General features: G+C 70.3%; 15 protein-coding genes. 8 read left to right on the top strand and 7 right to left on the bottom strand.

The window, feature by feature from the left end; genetic code table 11:
• Positions 1–2: 2 nt before the first annotated feature.
• Both AKH00_RS17415 and AKH00_RS17410 read right to left on the bottom strand, forming a co-directional pair.
• Positions 3–869: a carbohydrate ABC transporter permease gene (locus AKH00_RS17415; protein ID WP_050724028.1), complete on the bottom strand. Its 867-nt coding sequence runs from the start codon at positions 867–869 to the stop codon at positions 3–5.
• Entirely contained in the window at positions 866–1,807 is a 942-nt protein-coding gene (locus AKH00_RS17410) for a carbohydrate ABC transporter permease (protein ID WP_050724027.1), read from the bottom strand. Before AKH00_RS17410 ends, AKH00_RS17415 begins: the two co-directional genes overlap by 4 nt.
• A gap of 197 nt (positions 1,808–2,004) precedes the next feature.
• Between AKH00_RS17410 and AKH00_RS17405 the strand changes: the two genes are divergently transcribed.
• Both AKH00_RS17405 and AKH00_RS17400 read left to right on the top strand, forming a co-directional pair.
• Complete coding sequence (locus AKH00_RS17405) at positions 2,005–3,117, top strand: LacI family DNA-binding transcriptional regulator (protein ID WP_082297722.1); 1,113 nt, start codon at positions 2,005–2,007, stop codon at positions 3,115–3,117.
• Complete coding sequence (locus AKH00_RS17400; protein WP_050724026.1) at positions 3,117–3,899, top strand: HAD-IIB family hydrolase; 783 nt, start codon at positions 3,117–3,119, stop codon at positions 3,897–3,899. The genes AKH00_RS17405 and AKH00_RS17400 overlap by 1 nt, the downstream gene beginning before the upstream one ends.
• 4 nt (positions 3,900–3,903) lie before the next feature.
• On the opposite strand, the gene AKH00_RS17395 is transcribed toward AKH00_RS17400, so the two are convergent.
• Positions 3,904–4,833, bottom strand: a complete 930-nt coding sequence (locus AKH00_RS17395) for a J domain-containing protein (protein ID WP_050724025.1) — start codon at positions 4,831–4,833, stop codon at positions 3,904–3,906.
• Between the two features lie 163 nt (positions 4,834–4,996).
• Positions 4,997–6,448: a D-serine/D-alanine/glycine transporter gene (gene cycA / locus AKH00_RS17390; protein ID WP_050724024.1), complete on the bottom strand. Its 1,452-nt coding sequence runs from the start codon at positions 6,446–6,448 to the stop codon at positions 4,997–4,999.
• 104 nt (positions 6,449–6,552) lie between these two features.
• Here cycA and AKH00_RS17385 point away from each other — a divergent pair, with 104 nt between their 5' ends.
• Together AKH00_RS17385 and AKH00_RS17380 are read left to right on the top strand one after the other, a co-directional pair.
• Positions 6,553–8,031 (top strand): MATE family efflux transporter, encoded by a 1,479-nt coding sequence (locus AKH00_RS17385; protein ID WP_050724023.1) that lies wholly within the window; start codon positions 6,553–6,555, stop codon positions 8,029–8,031.
• 106 nt (positions 8,032–8,137) lie between these two features.
• Entirely contained in the window at positions 8,138–8,545 is a 408-nt protein-coding gene (locus tag AKH00_RS17380) for a hypothetical protein (RefSeq protein ID WP_152926242.1), read from the top strand.
• Positions 8,546–8,647: 102 nt separating this feature from the next.
• Here AKH00_RS17380 and AKH00_RS17375 read toward each other — a convergent pair whose 3' ends face one another.
• Positions 8,648–9,112 carry an Lrp/AsnC family transcriptional regulator gene (locus AKH00_RS17375; protein WP_050724062.1) on the bottom strand — a complete coding sequence of 155 codons (465 nt, stop codon included), beginning with the start codon at positions 9,110–9,112 and terminating at the stop codon, positions 8,648–8,650.
• A 112-nt stretch (positions 9,113–9,224) separates the two neighbouring features.
• On the opposite strand from AKH00_RS17375, the gene AKH00_RS17370 reads away from it, so the two are divergent.
• Positions 9,225–10,484, top strand: coding sequence for a trans-sulfuration enzyme family protein (locus tag AKH00_RS17370; RefSeq protein ID WP_082297721.1), 1,260 nt, complete (start codon positions 9,225–9,227; stop codon positions 10,482–10,484).
• Here AKH00_RS17370 and AKH00_RS17365 read toward each other — a convergent pair.
• Complete coding sequence (locus tag AKH00_RS17365) at positions 10,418–10,891, bottom strand: acyl-CoA thioesterase (RefSeq protein WP_082297720.1); 474 nt, start codon at positions 10,889–10,891, stop codon at positions 10,418–10,420. The two genes, AKH00_RS17370 and AKH00_RS17365, sit on opposite strands and share 67 nt — an antisense overlap.
• Positions 10,892–11,161: 270 nt before the next feature.
• Here AKH00_RS17365 and AKH00_RS17360 point away from each other — a divergent pair, with 270 nt between their 5' ends.
• Positions 11,162–11,776 (top strand): ClpP family protease, encoded by a 615-nt coding sequence (locus AKH00_RS17360; protein WP_050724021.1) that lies wholly within the window; start codon positions 11,162–11,164, stop codon positions 11,774–11,776.
• A complete protein-coding gene (locus tag AKH00_RS17355) occupies positions 11,773–12,366 on the top strand; it encodes a ClpP family protease (RefSeq protein WP_050724020.1) in 594 nt (197 codons plus the stop codon). Before AKH00_RS17360 ends, AKH00_RS17355 begins: the two co-directional genes overlap by 4 nt.
• Before the next feature lie 7 nt (positions 12,367–12,373).
• Here the strand turns inward: AKH00_RS17355 and AKH00_RS17350 are convergent, their stop codons facing one another.
• The gene (locus AKH00_RS17350; protein WP_050724019.1) at positions 12,374–12,721 is read right to left on the bottom strand and encodes a helix-turn-helix domain-containing protein; all 348 of its coding nucleotides are present in this window, start codon (positions 12,719–12,721) and stop codon (positions 12,374–12,376) included.
• 508 nt (positions 12,722–13,229) lie between these two features.
• Between AKH00_RS17350 and AKH00_RS17345 the strand changes: the two genes are divergently transcribed.
• Entirely contained in the window at positions 13,230–18,326 is a 5,097-nt protein-coding gene (locus AKH00_RS17345; protein ID WP_050724018.1) for an Ig-like domain-containing protein, read from the top strand.
• Positions 18,327–18,498: the final 172 nt, after the last annotated feature.

Raw genomic sequence — 18,498 nt, 5'->3', positions numbered from 1 at the left:
GGTCAGCCCTTGATGGCGGAACCGAGGTTTGCGGAGGTGAAATGGCGCTGGAAGAGGAGGAAGAGCACCACGACGGGTACGGCGAGCACGCACGCACCGGCGAGCACGGCGCCCATCGGGTTCTCGAGGAATGCGCCGTTGGTCTGCGAGAAGTTCGCCAGGCTCACCGCGAGGGTCTGCTTCGTGGCATCCTTCGTCACGAGGAAGGGCCAGAGGAACTCGTTCCACGGGCCGATGAACGTGACGAGCATGGCGGTGAGCACGGCCGGACGTACGAGGGGCACAGCGATGGAGAGCAGGATCCGCACCTCGCTCGCGCCGTCGATGCGGGCGGCGTCGAACACGTCGCGCGGGATCTGCAGGAAGTACTGACGGAAGATCAGCACGGCGACCGAGTTGATCGCGAACGGCAGGATCATCCCGAGGAAGTTGTCGGCGAGGCCGAAGTAGCGGACGACCATGACGTACAGCGGGATCATGAGCAGCTGGAACGGGATGGCCTGCACGAGCAACACGAGCGCGAACACGAGCCCGCGTCCGCGGAACGAGAGCACCGCGAGCGCGTATCCGACCAGCAGCCCGAACACGAGCGTGCAGGCGACGACGCCGGCCGTGAAGATCAGCGAGTTCAGCAGGGAGCCGAGGAGGTTCACCGACTCGTTGATCTCGACGAAGTTGTTCAGGGTGAGGTTCTCGGGAAGCGGCAGAAGGCCGAAGAGGCTCGTGTCGCGGGTCCGCTGCAGGGCGCCGATGACCATGTAGTAGAACGGCACGAGAGCCGCCAGCGCGCCGACGAGGAGCAGGACGAACCGGAGCGCGGCGAGACCGCGCCCGGGGCGGGCGGTGCGTGGGGGAGTCGATGTCGTCATCGGTTCCTGCCTTCCGTGATGCGGCGCGAGACGAGCGAGACGATCATCACCGCGACGACGAGGATCATGCCGATCGCGGCCGCGACGTCGGGCTTCCCCTGTTGGATGCCCTGCTGGTACATCAGCAGGGCGGGAGTCATGGATGCGCCGTTCGGCCCTCCGCCGGTGAGGAGGTACGGCTCGGTGAAGATCTGCCCGGTGGTGATGATCGACAAGAGCACGACGAGCGACGTGACCGGGCGGACAGCGGGGAGCGTCACCGAGCGGAAGCGCTGCCACCGGCCGGCGCCGTCGAGCTGCGCGGCCTCGTGCAGCTCCTTCGGTACGTTCTGGAGCGCCGCGAGGTAGAGCAGGATGTAGAAGCCGAGGTTCTTCCACGTCACATACACCGCGATGAGCGGCATGATCAGCGCCGGATTCGCCAGCCAGGAGGGCTCCGGCCTCAGCGATCCGAGCATCGAGTTCACGACGCCGTTGCCGTTGAAGAGGAAGATCCAGACCGACAGCGTCGCCACGGATGCCGTCACGTACGGCACGTAGTACGAGATGCGGAAGAAGCCCTTCCAATGCACGACGGCGTCGAGGGCCGAGGAGAGCAGCAAGCCGAGGACCACGGTGAGCGGCACGTTGATGACGAGGAAGATCAGCAGGTTGCCGAACGCCTGGTGCACCACGGGGTCGGCGAGGACGGTGGAGAAGTTCTCGAATCCCACGAACGGGTGATCCACCTCCGCGCCGGGCGCGGTGAAGTAGAAGTCGTGCACCGACATCCAGATCCCGAACCCGAACGGGATCAGGAACACGACGACGACGAAAAGCACGTACGGCGTGCTCAGGAGGATGCCGAGGGGATCGTCTCCGAGCCAACGACGGAGTCCGCGTGCGGGTCCGAGTGCACGGTCCGCGGTCGCCCGGCGGTCTCGCTCTGACTTGCCCATGGTGCTCTTCCTCACTGATGCGACCGTTCGTCGCCGTCCTGTCGAGACCGGGGCCTGCGAGGGCGACGTCATTAGTAAACCGGTTTTGCTCACAATGGTCAACTGCGTCGCCTCAGGTGCACGATCCTCGTCTCCGCGAGCATCCATGGGTGCTCCACTTCACTAAATCTGACTAAACGGTGATATACACTTCGGTTATGGAGCCGACTCATCCGATCGCGCAGGACGACGCCCTGCCGCCCGCGGCCACGTCCGGCCACGCCAGCGAGCGCAAGGTCACGATCGGTGACGTCGCGGCTCGGGCAGGTGTGTCCAAGAGCGCGGTCTCCTTCGTGTTCAACGGCCGGTCGGGTGTCGGCTCCGACGCGAGGGAGCGCATCCTCAAGGCCGCGCACGAGCTGGACTGGCGTCCGGATGCCCGTGCGCGAGCCCTCTCGCGCAGCCGGGCGCAGGCGCTGGGACTGGTGATCCGTCGGGACCCCACGCTCATCGGGACCGATCCGTTCTTCCCGCAGTTCGTCGCCGGGGTGGAGAGCTACATGTCCACGGTCGGCTACGCGCTCGTGCTCCAGGTCGTCGACGGCGAAGCCGCCGAGCAGGAGGCCTACGCGCGCCTGGCGGGTGAGGCCCGCGTGGACGGAGTCTTCCTCACCGACCTCCGCGTCGACGACGACCGCCCCTCGCAGCTGGGCGCGCTCGGACTGCCCCATGTGCTCCTGGGCACGGATCGCCGCAGCGACAGCCCGGGGATCGGACTCGACGACGCAGCCGGCATCCGTCGCGCGGTGCGACACCTGCACGCACTCGGGCATCAGCGCATCGCCCACGTCTCCGGCGCTGACCGCTATGTGCACTCGCGGATCCGTCGAGAGGCATGGGAGGGCGAGATGGCGGCGCTGGGACTCGATCCGGGCGCACTCGTGGAGGCCGACTTCACCGGCCGTGCGGGCGCCAGGGCCACTCACGAGCTCCTCGATCACCCCGAGCCGCCGACCGCGATCATCTTCTCCAACGACATCATGGCGATCGCCGGGATGTCGGCCGCGGCCGACCGCGGCGTGCGCGTCCCGCAGGACCTGTCGGTCGTCGGCTTCGACGACATCCCGCTCGCGCCCTATGTCTTCCCCGCGCTGACCACGGTGCGCCAGGACGTCTTCGCGTGGGCGACCGCCTGCGCGCGCTCCCTCGTGGCCATCGTCGAGGGGAACGAGCCCGTGCCGGTCACCCTTCCCTCCGTCGAGTTCATCGTGCGCGCGAGCACCGGGCCGGCGAGGCCGCTGTCGGACGCGCGGCAGGGAGCGCCGGAGTGATGGCGTCTCCGCTCCGCCTCGTGGCGTTCGACCTCGACGACACCCTCGCCCCCTCGAAGAGCGCGATCGACCCGACCATCGGCAGGCTGCTGATCGCGCTCGCCGATCACGTCGACGTCGCGATCATCTCGGGCGGTCGGCTCGAGCAGTTCACCGCCCAGGTGATCGACAGGCTGCCCGCTGCCAGTGCGTCGACCCTCGAACGGTTCCATCTGCTGCCCGCGTGCGGGACCCAGTACTACCGGATCAGGGACGCGCGGATCGAGACGGTGTACGCGCGCCGACTGACCGCGGATCAGCGCGAGAGGACCATCGCGGCGTTCGAGAGCGAGGCGCGCGGATTGGGGCTGTGGGAACGGGAGACCTGGGGGGACATCCTCGAGGACCGTGGGTCGCAGATCACGTACTCCGCACTCGGACAGGAGGCGCCCATCGACGCCAAGACCGCCTGGGACCCGGACGGGGCGAAGAAGGCCTCGCTGCGGGCGGCCGTCGCCGCGCGTCTGCCCGACCTCGACGTGCGCTCGGGAGGCTCGACGTCGATCGATGTCACCGAACGGGGCGTCGACAAGGCCTTCGGCATGCGGGAACTCTCCCGCAGCACCGGCATCGCGCTCGACGAGATGCTGTTCATCGGAGACAGGCTCGATCCCGAGGGCAACGACTACCCCGTCCTCGCTCTCGGCGTGCCGTGCCATGCGGTGACCGGGTGGGAGGACACCGCCGCCTACCTCGACGCCCTGCTGAGCACCTGGACCGCCGCCGCCCGCACGGACGCGTGAGAGCTCAGACGAAGCGGACGGTCTGCTGCAGCCGCGTGCGGACGTCGAACAGCTCGTTGCCGCCGATCGCCCGGGCGCCGGGCACGCCCTGCCGCAGCACCATCGACAGTGCGCTCCGCCGCACGACCACGACCGGCACGCCGCGACTGCTGCCGAGCGGCGTCACTGCCTGCGCCAGGTCGTCGTCGGGCAGCACCATGATCACGCCGCCGAACTTCACGCGTGCGGACTTCGCCACCGCGCGCACCCGCGACAGCGCCGCGGTGACCGGTGCCCTGGTGCCGAGGCTCGGGCCGGTGATCTCGCCGCGACGGAAGCCCACGACGCCGCCGAAGTCCTCCGACATCACGCCGTAGAGGCCGGAGGGGCTGAGGATCACGTGGTCGAGCTTGTCGTCGGCGTCCGCCGTGACGGCCACGTCGTGCCACACCGTGAACCCCATGCCGAGTGCGCTCACGGTGCGGGCGGTCGCCTCCTCGGCGAGGGCGTCGGCGAGAAGGCGTCGCACCTCGCGCGGCGCCGAGCGCACCAGTGCGGGGTCGTACGGATCCGGCACCTCGACGCCGAAGCCCGCCCATTCGCGGATCAGCGACAGGTACCGCTCGCGTCGCCATCCGCCGGGTTGGCCGTACGACCGGGCACGCGGCCTCGTGTCGGTGCGGGGTGCGGCCTGCGGCCGCCATCCGCTCTGCGTCGAGTCCGTGGGGATGCCGGGGTGCACGCCCGACCGTCGGTCGTACGCCTCACGCAGCTCGGGTGTGCCGACGAGCTCCCAGGCGCGCTGCACCTGGATGAACACCGCGGCGTCACCGCCCGTGTCCGGATGCGTCTGGCGCAGGCGCAGCCGGTAGGCCTTGCGCAGCTCGACGTGGTCGATGTCGGGGTCGACGCCGAGGATCTCGTACGCCGAGGCCGAGAGCGGACTGTCGAACATCGCTCTCCTTCGCCCTCGCGGCACCGGCGTGACCGCGGCGTCCAGGATATCCGGCCGCTGCTGTGGGCCGGCCGAACCCGAGCTGCGTCACAACTCCGGAGAACCGGCGCCGAAGTGCCCCGGAACCGGCCGGATCCCCGCGAATCCGGCCGGATCTCCGGAGTTATGACGCGGGGTCGTCGCTGCGCAGGTATGCGATGTGCGCCGCGTGCCGCGTCAGGTGGTTCTGCGACTTCCGCACGAACAGCCAGGACACGAGCAGCAGCGCGAACCAGATCGGCGTCACGGCCAGCGCGGTCAGCGTGTCGGGCTGCGTGGTCAGCGCCCAGAGGATGAACACGAAGAACGCGAGCACCACGAACACCATGACCCGCCCGCCCGGCATCCGGAACGACGACGCCGCGACCTTCTCGGGGTGCTGGCGGCGGTAGACGAGGTAGCTGCACAGGAAGATCGTCCACACGAACATGAAGCACACCGCCGACACGGTCGTGACCATCGAGAACGCGGTGCCGATGTCCTCGCCCGCGTACAGCAGCACGACGCCCGAGAGCAGCAGGATGCAGGAGAGGAACAGGGCGTTCTGCGGCACGCGTCGCCGCGAGAGCCGTCCGAACACCCGAGGGGCGTCGCCGTCCTGCGCGAGGCCGAACACCATGCGCGAGGTCGAGTAGATGCCCGAGTTCGCGCTCGACATGGCCGAGGTCAGCACCACGAGGTTCACGACGGTCGCGGCGATGCCGAGTCCGGCGAGCGCGAACATCGCGATGAAGGGGCTCTCGTTCGCGACGTACTCGGTCCACGGCGTGACGGCCATGAGGATCACGAGCGCGCCCACGTAGAACAGCAGGATGCGGATGGGGATGGCGTTGATCGCCTTGGGGAGGTTCTTCTCCGGATCCTTGGTCTCGGCGGCGGCGGTGCCGACGAGCTCGACGCCGACGAACGCGAACACGGCGATCTGGAATCCGGCGACGAAGCCGAGGAAACCGTGCGGGAACATGCCGCCGTGCTCCCACAGGTTCGCGAAGCTCGCGGTGCCGGCCTCGTGCTGGAAGCCCGTGAAGATCATGACGAGCCCTGTGACGATGAGCGCCACGATCGCGACGATCTTGATGAGCGCGAACCAGAACTCCATCTCGCCGAACGCGGCGACGGTGGGGAGGTTGAGCGCGAGCAGGATCACGACCACGAGCACGCCGGGGATCCACAGCGGGATGCCGGGGAACAGCGCATCCGTGTACCCGGCGATCGCGATCACATCGGCGACTCCTGTGACGACCCAGCAGAACCAGTAGGTCCATCCGGTGAAGAATCCGGCCCACGGGCCGAGCAGATCGCTCGCGAAGTCGCTGAACGACTTGTACTTGAGGTTCGACAGCAGCAGCTCGCCCATCGCCCGCATGACGAAGAACAGCATGAACCCGATGATCATGTAGACGAAGATGACCGAGGGGCCTGCGACCGAGAGGGTCTTGCCGCTGCCCATGAAGAGCCCTGTGCCGATGGCTCCGCCGATCGCGAGCAGTTGGATGTGCCGGTTGCTGAGGGCCCGTTTCAGGTGCTGCTCGTCGCCGACCGCGGTGTCGGATGCTGGTGTCTTGGCGGTGCTCATCCCATAGACCGTAATCGCGATTCGCTCTCCCGCCGCCCCGAATCGTTTCGATAGGCTTGTTGCACCCCCGATCCGCCCCCCCAGTTCTGCGAGTCGCTTCTCCCATGGCCACCTCTCTCACCACGGGCCGCCCGTGGCGCGTCATCCTCGCCTTCTCGATCCCTCTGCTCATCGGCAACGTCGTGCAGCAGATGTACCAGTTCGCCGACGCCGTCGTCGTCGGACGTCACCTCGGAGTCGAGTCCCTCGCGGCCGTCGGCGCCACCGGCAGCCTGCTGTTCCTCCTCATCGGCTTCGCCTGGGGTCTCACGAGCGGCTTCGCGATCCCGATCGCCCAGGCGTTCGGCGCCGGGGATGCCGCGGCCGTGCGCCGCTCGGTCGCGACCGGCGTGCTGCTCACGGGCGTCACGAGCGTGGTCCTCACGATCGTCGCTCCCCTGATCTCACGGCCGGTCCTCGAGCTGCTGCAGACACCGCCCGAGCTCCTGGCCGAGGCGACCACCTTCACGCAGATCAGCTTTCTCGGCGCGAGCGCGACGATGTTCTTCAACTACCTCTCGGCGATCATCCGCGCGATCGGCGACTCCCGCACCCCGCTCGTGTTCCTCACGGTCTCGTGCGTCCTCAACGTCGGTCTCGTCGTCCTCATGGTCGGTCCGCTCGCCTGGGGTGTCGGCGGCGCCGCGCTCGCGACCGTCGTGGCGCAGGCCGTCTCCGTGGCGCTGTGCCTCGAGTTCGTGCGTCGCCGTCTGCCGATGCTGCACCTGCGTCGCATCGACTGGCGGGTGACGCGTGAGGACGTCCGCGAGCACCTCCGTCTCGGACTGCCGATGGGCTTCCAGGCGTCGATCATCGCGATCGGCACCCTCACGGTGCAGGTCGCTCTGAACACGCTCGGGTCCGACGCGGTCGCCGCGTACACGACCGCCTCGCGCGTCGACGGCCTCGCCGTGGCGTTCCTCTCGTCGCTGGGCCTTGCGGCGTCGATGTACGCCGCTCAGAACCTCGGCGGACGCCGCCCCGACCGCATCCGTCGCGGGGTGATCGAGGGCACCTGGATGGCGACCGGCGCCGGTCTGCTGCTCGGCGTGATCATCATCGCTCTCGGCGCTCCGCTCGTGCGTCTCTTCGTCGGCCACGGCACCGCGGCCGACGACGTCGTCGACCTCGCGCACCGCATGCTCGTGATCAACGGATGCGGGTACTGGGCGCTCGGCATCCTGTTCGTGCTGCGCGGTGCGCTGCAGGGCCTCGGGCACACGCTCGTGCCCACGGTCACCGGCGTGATCGAGCTCGTGATGCGCGTCGGAGCGGCCGTCGTCCTCGGCGCGATGATCGGGTTCGACGGCGTCGCGCTCAGCAATCCGCTGGCGTGGCTCGGGGCGATCGTGCTGCTCGTGCCCGCCTACGTCAGGGCGCACCGCGACCTCGCGCGCATGAAGGTCGATCCCGTGGAGGCGACCGAGACCTCGGCGATCGCGATCGTCGGGCCGACCGACGGGTCCATGGTCGTCGACGCGGTCCTGACGCAGCCCGTGCGCATCGTGCGCGGCTCGCGTCTCGCCTGGCTGAAGCGACGTTGAACGGCCAGTCAAGATTGCGCAACATCATCCTGCAGATGGATGCCGGGAGCAGGCCTCCTTCGTACTCTTGGTAGTGCGGAGGGTCCGCTGACCGGGGGGTCGAATGATGACATCATCGAGAGTCGCGAACGAACTGGCATCGGTACTGGTGCCGCTGGGGATCGTCGGGGCCGTGCTGGCGGGGCTGTGCGCCCTGGTCGCGGCGATCGCGATCGTGCGAGGGGCCGGAGGCCTGGCCGGAGGGGCCGTCGGGATCTGGATCCCCGCCGCGGTGCTGAGCCTGACCGCGTCGTTCGCGAACCAGTGGACTCCGCTGTTCGTGTCGGTGGCCCTGCTGGTGGGGCTGCTGGTGATCGGCGTCGTGGTGCGCGGCATCGTGAACGCGGGGGAGCCTGCGCGGGCGGCCGCGCGCGAGCGCAGGGCCGCGGTGATCGCGGCGGCGCCCGTCACGACGACGGCCTCCACCACGACGGGCTCGCCCGCCACGGGGACCATCCCGGCGCTCGCGCGCTGACGCGAGATCACACCATCCGCAGGAGATCGCAGGATCCGCAGGAGCGGATACCGCTTCCGATCCTGCACATCGAGAGATCCCCTGCGATCCGGTGCCGACTCCTCAGTCGAGCACCCCGCGTCCGTCGCGCAGCTCGAACACGAGCTGGGTCTCGGTGGCCCGCACGACCGGGTGGATCGTGATGTGCTCGAGCACGATGTCGCGCAGCGCGGTGGCGTCGGGGACCGCGACGTGCACGAGGAAGTCGTCGACCCCCGCGACGTGGAACACCTGCAGCACGCGGGGGATGCCGGCGAGAGCGTCGAACAGCGCCGTGACCTTCGGTCCGGTGTGATTCGCCAGTCGCACCTTGATGATCGCCTGCAGCGGCAGGCCCAGGGCGGCGCCGTCGATGCGGATGCGGGTGTCGCGGATCACCCCGCGATCGCGCAGCGCACGCACGCGATGCGCGCAGGTGGACTCCGCGAGCCCCAACCGGCGCGCGAGCGCCTTGTTCGTGACGGTCGCGTCGCGCGTGAGGGCAGCGAGGATCTCGAGGTCGAGCTCATCAAGTTGCGCTTTGGCCAAGTCCGACACCTCCGGGAACCGTGATCTCGTTCAGAATAGCGAGATCATGCCCTGAAAGAGCAGATGCTGTCGAAAACCAACGCGAACACCGCATTCTCGGCAAGGTGGAGGGATGACTGCAGCGCTGCATCCCGACACCCTGGCCGTGCACGGCGGACGATCCGAGCTGAGCGCGCTCGGCGTGCATGCCCTGCCGATCGACCTGTCGACCACGAATCCGCTGCCCGACATCGAACGGGGTGGCGATTCCTACGAGGCGATGGCCACCGGCGGTCGCCCGCCCGCCGACGGCAGCATGGTCTACGCGAGGCTCTGGAACCCCACGGTCGCGCGATTCGAGGAGGCGCTCGCCGAACTCGAGCACACCGAGGCCACCGTCGCGTTCTCGTCCGGCATGGCGGCCATGACGGCCGTGATCCTCGCGCACGGCCCCGCGGCCGGAAAACACCACGTCGTCGCGGTGCGCCCGCTGTACGGCGGCACCGACCACCTGCTCGGCTCAGGCCTGCTCGGCGTCGACACCACCTACTGCGCGCCGCACGAGGTCGCCTCCGCGCTCCGCGCCGACACGGGCCTGATCGTCGTCGAGACGCCCGCGAACCCCACACTCGAGATCGCCGACATCGCGGCGATCGTCGCTCAGGCGGGGGAGGTGCCGGTCGTGGTCGACAACACCTTCGCGACGCCGGTGCTGCAGAACCCCATCGACCTCGGTGCCGCGATGTCGCTGCACAGCGCCACGAAGTACCTCGGCGGTCACGGCGACGTGATCGCGGGTGCGGTGGCGTGCGACGAGCGCACGGCCGAGGCGCTGCGGCGGGGGCGGGCGGTGACCGGAGGGCTCCTGCACCCGCTCGGGGCGTACCTGCTGCACCGCGGCCTCACCACCCTGCCGGTGCGGATGCGCGCGCAGCAGGAGAGTGCGCGGGCCATCGTGCAGTGGCTCATCGACCGCCCCGAGGTCGCCGAGGTGTTCTACCCGGGCCTGGACGGAGACCCCGAGGGCATCCTTCGGCGGCAGATGCGCGGCACGGGCGCGATGATCGCCCTCCGGATGCGGGGCGGCTACGCCGCGGCATCCGCGGTGACGTCGGCGACGACGCTCTTCACGCACGCCGTCTCGCTCGGCGGGGTGGACTCCCTCATCCAGCATCCTGCCGCCCTCACGCATCGGCCGGTGCCGGCGGAGGCGCGGCCGGATGCCGACGTGCTGCGGCTCTCGATCGGCCTCGAGCACGTCGACGACCTCATCGCCGACCTCGCGGAGGGATTCGCGGCGATCGCTCGCGGCGTGCAGGGGGAGGATCAGAGCTTCGGCAGCGCGACGGTCCCCGTGACGAGCCGCTCGGTGGGCATGCGGTCGCGGTTGTAGGTGATGTCGCGGTAGCCGTGGGGCGTGGGGCGGCCGTCCTCGCCGAGGCTCACGAACACGATCTTCTCGATCGTGAGGATGCGCTTGCGCGTGATCATGTTCCGCGCCACAGCCCGCATCGTGAGCGAGGTGACGCCGAAGTGGGTGGCCTGGAGTCCCAGCTCGACGAGGTCGCCCTGCACAGCCGAGGCCTCGAAGGTGATCTCGGAGATGTGCTTGGTCACCGCACGGTAGTTGCCGAGCTGCACGATCGCGTAGATCGCCGCCTCCTCGTCGATCCACTTCAGGAGGCTGCCACCGAACAGTGAGCCGTTCGCGTTGAGGTCCTCGGGGCGCACCCACTTGCGAGTCCGGAAGTTGATGCCGTCCTCCGACCACTGCCATTCGGGTACCTGCTGATGCGTCATGCGGTCGAGGCTACGTCCGCCGTGAGTCGGCGATGTTACGCGCACGAGAAGGATCGCGGCATCCCTCCGGTCCTCATACTGCAGGAGATCGCACGATCTGCAGGAGCGGATGCGGCGACCGATCCTGCGGGTCGAGAGATCTCCTGCGGAACGTGCGACCCCCGCGACGCGCGTGCGGTGCGGGTGCGGAATGAGACGGCTCTGCCCTGGGCGGATCCGCCCCCGGCGGATTCCCGCCCGCATTCCGCGACGGCGGCGGATGCTGGGGCCATGAGCGAAGACAACCCCATTCCGCAGTTCGGGCCCGAGGCCCGGCGCGCGCTGTTCCACGAGCGCGTGCTCGTGCTCGACGGCGCCCTCGACGACGACAACGGCACGCTGCTCATGACGCAGCTGCTGACACTGTCGGCCGAGGACCCGACCACCGACATCTCGCTGTGGATCCACTCGCCGGGCGGCTCGGTGCCCGCCATGCTCGCGATCCGCGACCTCATGACCCTCGTGCCCAACGACGTGTCGACCCTCGCGCTCGGACTCGCATGCAGCGCCGGGCAGTTCCTGCTGTCGGCCGGCGCGCGGGGCAAGCGGAGGGCGCTCCCGCACGCGCGCATCCTCATGCATCAGGGGTCCGCGGGCATCGGGGGCTCCGCGGTCGAGATCGAGACGCAGGCCGACGACCTCCGGCACATGCGCGACACCGTGCTCGGACTCATCGCCCACGACACCGGCCAACCGCGCGAGCGCATCTTCGAGGACTCGCTGCACGACCGCTGGTACACCGCGGTTCAGGCTCAGGAGTACGGATTCATCGACGACATCGTCGACGGGGTCGTCGACCTCATGCCCAAGCGACGGTCGCGGGTCGGACTGGGGGTCGGGTCATGAGCAGCTACACGATCCCGAACGTGATCGCGCAGCATCCGCGCGGGGAGCGGGTCATGGACGTGTACTCGCACCTGCTCGCGGAGCGCGTGATATACCTCGGCACCGGCATCGACGCCGGGGTCGCGAACGCGCTGATCGCACAGCTGCTGCACCTCGACGCCGATGCCCCTGAGTCGCCCGTGCAGCTGTACGTCAACAGCGAGGGCGGCGATCCGGGTGCGGCTCTCGCGATCTACGACACCATGCAGCACGTGCGTCCGGAGATCGCGACGACGTGCGTGGGGCAGGCGATCGGCCCCGCGGCTCTGCTGGTCGCGGCCGGGGCGTCCGGTCAGCGCTCGGCTCTGACGCATGCACGGATCGTGCTGCATCAGCCGGCCGGCCAGTCGCGCGGGGCGATCCCCGACCTGATCCTCGCGGCCGACGAGGTCGTGCGGGTGCGTTCCGACATGGAGTCGATCCTCGCGAGGCACAGCGGGCGCACGGTCGAGGAGCTGCGCGCCGACACCGACCGGGATCGCGTGTTCACGGCATCCGCGGCTCTCGACTACGGACTCGTCGACACGGTGCTGGGGGAGCGGATGCTCTGAGGCCGGCTCAGGCGGCGAGGGCGAACGCGCCGGTCGCCGAGGCGGAGGCGGAGGCGGATGCCGGTGCCGCGGCCGCCCGCAGGTCGTCGGCGACCGCGCTCGTGAGCTCGATCAGCGAGGTGTCGAGCGCGCCGGCGATCGCGGCGATCATCTCGCTCGACGGCTCCTTGAGGCCGCGTTCGACCTCGGAGAGGTACTGCGGCGAGACGCCGGCGCTCGCCGCAGTCTCGCTGAGCGTCTCGTCGCGTTCGTGCCGACGTCGGCGCAGCTGATCGCCGAGGAGGTGGCGCCACAGGGGCTCGGGATCGCTCGGGCGCGTCCGGGGGCTGCGGGGGAACGGGACGAGGTCGGCCATGCCTCACGGTATGACGCAGCGGGCCTCCGCGGCGAGCGTTTCTGCTCTGAGCAGAACGGGCGGCCGACGGGTTCACTTGATCGCCCAGCCTGAGTGAACAGCCGACTGCTACTTTTCGCGGGCCGACAGTGGTCGGCGGGAGACGCGATCAGTCGATCGGCATATGCTCCCCGGCTGTCGTCCCATGTCGGCGGCCGGGGCCGTGCGGGACCACCCCCTCAGCGTCACCTGGTCGCACCCGGTGACGGGTCCTCGTGCGGCGGAGGGGCGGAGAGAACGCTCCGCCCCTCCGTGTTCACTTCTGCCACCCCAGTCGGTGAACACCGGATTGCTACGGTCTTCCGGGTCGACTGGATCCCAGGCGATCACCGGCCGACGGCGTCGCACGAGGATCAACGGCCTCGACGCGAAGGATCGGCGGATCGGTGGCTCGGAAAGGCGGGGGTGAGGCGTCGTCACCTCACCCCCGCCGAGGCCGACGGGCGGATCCAGCAGGGAAGGGGAGAGCATGAACGGCGGAGCATCGCTGTCGACCGAGCGGGTCACCGCGCTGGAGCGCGGTCGTCCGCTGGTCGCCCGCGCCGTCTCGATGATGGCTGCCGGGGTCATGCTGGCCGCCGGCCTGGTGATCGGTTCCGCTCCGACTCCCGCCAGCGCCGCCGCCCCGCTCTCCTGCAACAACACGGTGTACATCGCCAGCTCTGCGGCCAGCAACGTCCGACGGATGAACCTCACCACGGGAGCGATCGACCCCACGCCGGTCTTCACGACGAACAGCGGGGTCGGCTCGGCGATCAACCAGCTCGGCATCGGCGCGGACGGCTCGTACGCGATCGTCGTGGGCACCGCCGGCATCGGCAAGTTCACGCCCGCTGCGAGCGAGGCGGGAACCCTCACCACCTCGCGCAAGGCCGGCCCCATTCCGACCGGAACCGTCGGCGCGATCAACCCCCTCACGGGCCTGCACTACTACGGCGCCTACAGCGGAGCGACGCTGAGCCTGTACGTGCACGATCCCGTCACGGGGGCATCGCCAGCAGGTCCCGTGGTGTCCGTGACGCTCACCAACCCGCCGGGGACCAACGGCGACATCGCGTTCGACAAGCTCGGCCGACTCTTCCTGCTCAACGGCAACCCCACCACCTCCGCGCTCTTCGTCGCGAACGGCGTCGTGCCGACCTCGGGGACCGGAACGGTCCTCACCTCGCAGGAGATCTCCCGGAGCCCGGTCACCGCAGCCCCCAACGGCGTCGCCTTCGGATCCGACGGGTTCCTCTACATCGGCGGCGTCTCGACTCTGCAGAAGGCCAATCCGATCACCGGCGCTCCCGTCGGCGCACCGCGCTCGTTCGGCACGGTCACGAGCAACGACCTGGGCAGCTGCGCGAACCCCTCGTCGGCCGAGGTCATGGCCGAGTTCGACGGACCGCGCGCCCGGCCGACCGACGCGGTGCGCATCATCCTCGAGGGCGGCTCCTACGGCGCGAACGGCACCAGCCCCGACTTCCCGGCGACCAGGCCGACCGACAACGGCGGCGCCGACAGCGATGCGGGCCTGATCATCCCCGGCGAGACCTACACGGCGACCCAGCAGGGCCTCGGCACGACCGATCTCGGAATGTACGACACGACCTGGGTGTGCACGGACGGCGACGGCGCGACCATCTCGAGCGGTACGGGCAACACGGCGACGTTCACGGCTCCGACCGGCACGGACGGCATCAACATCGTCTGCGCCTTCACGAACGTGGTCCGCGGGCCGACCGCCACCCCGGATACGGCGTCCGGCGTGTTCGGCGCCCCCGTCGTACTGGACGGCGCGACCGACGACCAGGCGGGTGGCGCGCCCCTCGCGCCCGAGCTGACCGTCTTCACCTCGCCCGACGCGACCGACGGCGGCCGCCGCCTCGAGACGCCGCAGGGCGTCTGGACCCTGGATGCCGAGGGGCGCGCGACCTTCACCCCCGCGCCGGGCTTCACCGGCGATGCCGTGACCGAGTACCGCGTGGTCGACGCCAACGGATTGGAATCGACCGCCACGCTCACCGCGACGATCCGACCCGGGCCCGCGGCCGCGGCCGACACCGCTGCGACCACGCAGGGCCAGCAGGTGCGGATCCCCGTGCTCGACAACGACGCCGCCGGGCAGAACGCCGACGGGACGGCGGGCACGATCCCGCCGGGATCCGTGGTCTTCCCGACCGCGGGGCAGCCGGCGGGAGCGACCGTTAGCGCCGATGGGCGACGGCTCACGGTGCCCGGCGAGGGCGTGTACACGATCGATCCCGCCACCGGAGCGGTGACCTTCGCTCCCGCCGCGACCTTCACCGGGACGACGACTCCCGTCGCCTACGGCTTCACCGACAGCACCGGCAACGCGGCGACCGCGCAGATCCAGGTGACGGTGGCCGGGCAGCCCCCGGTCGGGGTCGACGACGCCGCGCGCACCGCGCAGGCGACGCCGGTCACAGTGGGCGTGCTCGCGAACGACGAGCCCGGTCCCGGCGGGGCGCTCGACCCGGCATCCGTGGTCTTCACGGACCCGGCCGCCACCGACGGCGGCCGACGGCTCGTCACCGCGCAGGGCGAATGGCTCGTGACCGACGGCGGCGAGGTCGAGTTCCGGCCCGCGCCGGGTTTCGCGGGGACGGCGACGGCGCCGTACAGCGCCACCGACCCGAGCGGCCAGCAGGCGACGGCCACCGTCTCGGTCACCGTGCTCCCGGGGCCGGTGGCCAACACCGACGCCGCCACGACCGACCAGAACGTCGACGTCGTCATCCCGATCCTCGACAACGACGTCCCGGGCGAGGGGCCGAACGGGCCCGGCGAAGGATTCGACCGCGACTCCGTGCGCTTCGTCGTGACGCCCGCGCTTCCCGCCGGCAGCGCGGCGACCGCCGACGGTCGCGTGCTGACGGTGCCCGGCGAGGGCGTGTACACGTTCGACCCGGCCACGGGGCGCGTGACGTTCGACCCCGAGCCGCAGTTCACGGGCGCGGCGACGCCGGTGACCTACTCGGTGACCGACGCGTTCGGCAACCCCGCGTCGTCGACGATCTCCGTGTCCGTCACCGCGGTGGTCCCCGTCGCGACCGGCGATGCCGCGAAGACCCCCGGCGATGTGCCGGTCGTCATCGATGCGCTCGCCAACGACATCCCGGGTGCGCCGGACGCGCCGCTCGTCGCATCGACCATGGTGTTCACCTCGCCGGATGCGACCGACGGCGGGAAGACGCTCGTGGTCGAGGGCGAGGGCACGTACACGATCCGCGACGGCTCGGTGCGCTTCGTGCCCGACGAGGACTTCACCGGTCGGGCGACCCCCGTCGAGTATCGGGTCTCCGACACCAACGGCACGCCGACGACCGCCACGATCGAGGTCATGGTCGGGAGTCGCGCCATCGCCGCGCCCGACTCTGCCGGCGTGCCGCAGAACACCCCCGTGGAGATCGACGTCCTGGGCAACGATCACGCGAGCGACCTGGGCGCGCCCTGCGACCCGGGGCAGACCGATGTTCCGCAGGGATGCGACACGGGGACCATGGTCCCCACCAGCGTGACCTTCCCGACAGAGGGACAGCCGGCGGGCGCCGTCGTCTCCGCCGACGGGCGCACGATCACCATGCCCGGCGAAGGCGTCTACACGGTGAACCCGACGACCGGGGCCGTGACCTTCGTCCCGGAGCCCGCGTTCACGGGCGTGAGCACACCCGTGGTCTACTCGGCCCTCGACAGCCATGGCGCTCCGGTGTCGTCGACCATCATGGTGGTCGTCGACGCGATCACCCCGGTCGCCGCAGACGATCGGGCCGCCACGACCTTCGGCACCCCGGTGACGGTGGATCTGCTCGCCAACGATCGCGCCGGAGCCGATTCGGCGCCGCTGGTCCCCGCGCAGACGACGTTCCCCACGACGGGGCAGCCGGAGGGAGCCACGGTCTCCGCAGACGGGAAGACGCTCACGGTCCCAGGCCAGGGCACGTACGTTCTCGACGCCACCGGTGCAGCCGTCTTCACCCCCGAGGCCGGCTACAGCGGCACCACGACGCCCGTCACCTACCGCGTCGTCGACGCGAACGGCACGACGGCCGACGCCCGGCTGATGGTCACCGTCCGCCCGGGACCGACCGCCGAGCGCGACACGATCACGACGCCGCAGGGCGTCGCCGTCGCCCTGAGCCCGCTCGCCAACGACGTGCCGTCGCGCAACGCCGACGGGTCGGAGGGAGCCTGGAATCCCGCGACCCTCCGGTTCCCCTCCGAGGGGCAGCCGCCGGGTTCCGTGCTCCTTGACGACGGGCGCCGCCTGGTCGTTCCGAACGAGGGCTTCTACGTCGCCGCGGCCGACGGCACGGTCACATTCACGCCGCTCCCCGAGTTCCGGGGCCGCGCGAGCACCGTGAGCTACTCGGCATCCGACGCGGTCGGCAACGCGGTGACCTCGACGATCCGCGTGACCGTCGACCCCGTGACGCCGACCGCCGCCGACGACGATGCGACCACGGCGTTCGCGACCGCCGTGACGATCGACATCATCGGTAACGACACCGCGGGCGACCCGTCCGTTCCGCTCGATCCGACCTCCGCGACCTTCGAGGCCGCCGACCTCCCCGCCGGCGTCACCGCCGAGATCCGCGACGACGGCAAGACCGTCGAGATCGCGGGCGAGGGCGTCTACTCGCTCGGTGCCGACGGCACCGTCCTGTTCACGCCCGCCGCCGGATTCAGCGGTCCGACCACGCCCGTGCGCTACACGATCCGCGACGCGAACGGCACCGCCGGGACCGCGGCCATCGGCGTCACCGTGCGACCTGGACCCATCGGGGTGGCCGACGCCGAACGCACGTCGCGCAACGTCCCCGTCACGGTCGACGTGCTCCGCAACGACACCCCCGGTCAGCGCGCCGACGGCTCGGCTGCGGAGTTCGATCCGGCTTCGGTCGTGTTCCCGCCGGACGGGCAGCCGGACGGCGCCGTGCTCGGGGCCGACGGCAAGACGATCGAGGTCTCCGGCCAAGGGGCGTACGCGATCGACGCCGATGGCCGGGTGACCTTCACCCCGCTGCCGACGTTCACGGGCTCCGCGTCACCCGTGCGGTACGCCGCGACGGATTCCCTGGGCAACGCGGCCGCGTCCACTCTGACCGTCACGGTGGTCGGCGACGACCCGATCGCGCGCGACAACGTCGCCCGGACGTCGTCGGGCGTGCCGGTCGTGATCGACGTGCTCGGCGACGACACCCCGGGAACCGGCGGCGCGGCCCTGGATCCCGCCTCCCTGCGGATCGTGGGTCCGGACGGTGCGCTCGTGCTGACACTCGACGTCCCTGGAGAGGGCGAGTGGCGAGTCGTGTCCGGCAGGATCGTCTTCACGCCGGACCCGGACTTCTCCGGCCGCGCCTCGATCACCTACTCGGTCGCGGACGTCAACGGGACGAGGGTCACCGCCCGCGTGACGGTCACCGTCGCACGGGCGACGGCAGGCGGCTCGCTCCCGGCCACGGGAGGCGAGGTGCCGTGGATCGGAATCGGCGGGGCCGCCGTCCTCCTCGCAGCGGGTGGTCTCCTGATCGTCCGGCCACGGAGGAGGGCGACCGACTGATGAAGACTCCCGGCGTCGGTTCATGCTCGACGCCGGGTCCGCGCACGTTCCCATCCTCCCCGGGCGGCGGCCATCCAGAAGGCCCCCGAAAAGACGTGCGCAGCGGGGACGGGGTCTTGACACCCCGTCCCCGCATCTCTGCGCGGGACGCTCTGCGCGGGACGCTCCGGAA

This window comes from Microbacterium sp. GCS4, from assembly GCF_001262495.1.
Classification (GTDB): domain Bacteria; phylum Actinomycetota; class Actinomycetes; order Actinomycetales; family Microbacteriaceae; genus Microbacterium.
This window is presented reverse-complemented; position numbering and strand designations above follow the sequence as displayed.

What these genes read in the sequence shown, in the direction of transcription:
- AKH00_RS17415 (WP_050724028.1), bottom strand. Translation starts at nt 869, where the DNA reads ATGACGACATCGACTCCCCCACGCACCGCCCGCCCCGGGCGCGGTCTC.
- AKH00_RS17365 (WP_082297720.1), bottom strand. Translation starts at nt 10,891, where the DNA reads ATGACGCATCAGCAGGTACCCGAATGGCAGTGGTCGGAGGACGGCATC.
- AKH00_RS17410 (WP_050724027.1), bottom strand. Translation starts at nt 1,807, where the DNA reads ATGGGCAAGTCAGAGCGAGACCGCCGGGCGACCGCGGACCGTGCACTC.
- AKH00_RS17370 (WP_082297721.1), top strand. Translation starts at nt 9,225, where the DNA reads ATGACTGCAGCGCTGCATCCCGACACCCTGGCCGTGCACGGCGGACGA.
- AKH00_RS17400 (WP_050724026.1), top strand. Translation starts at nt 3,117, where the DNA reads ATGGCGTCTCCGCTCCGCCTCGTGGCGTTCGACCTCGACGACACCCTC.
- AKH00_RS17380 (WP_152926242.1), top strand. Translation starts at nt 8,138, where the DNA reads ATGACATCATCGAGAGTCGCGAACGAACTGGCATCGGTACTGGTGCCG.
- AKH00_RS17355 (WP_050724020.1), top strand. Translation starts at nt 11,773, where the DNA reads ATGAGCAGCTACACGATCCCGAACGTGATCGCGCAGCATCCGCGCGGG.
- AKH00_RS17360 (WP_050724021.1), top strand. Translation starts at nt 11,162, where the DNA reads ATGAGCGAAGACAACCCCATTCCGCAGTTCGGGCCCGAGGCCCGGCGC.
- AKH00_RS17350 (WP_050724019.1), bottom strand. Translation starts at nt 12,721, where the DNA reads ATGGCCGACCTCGTCCCGTTCCCCCGCAGCCCCCGGACGCGCCCGAGC.
- AKH00_RS17345 (WP_050724018.1), top strand. Translation starts at nt 13,230, where the DNA reads ATGAACGGCGGAGCATCGCTGTCGACCGAGCGGGTCACCGCGCTGGAG.
- AKH00_RS17395 (WP_050724025.1), bottom strand. Translation starts at nt 4,833, where the DNA reads ATGTTCGACAGTCCGCTCTCGGCCTCGGCGTACGAGATCCTCGGCGTC.
- AKH00_RS17405 (WP_082297722.1), top strand. Translation starts at nt 2,005, where the DNA reads ATGGAGCCGACTCATCCGATCGCGCAGGACGACGCCCTGCCGCCCGCG.
- AKH00_RS17385 (WP_050724023.1), top strand. Translation starts at nt 6,553, where the DNA reads ATGGCCACCTCTCTCACCACGGGCCGCCCGTGGCGCGTCATCCTCGCC.
- cycA (WP_050724024.1), bottom strand. Translation starts at nt 6,448, where the DNA reads ATGAGCACCGCCAAGACACCAGCATCCGACACCGCGGTCGGCGACGAG.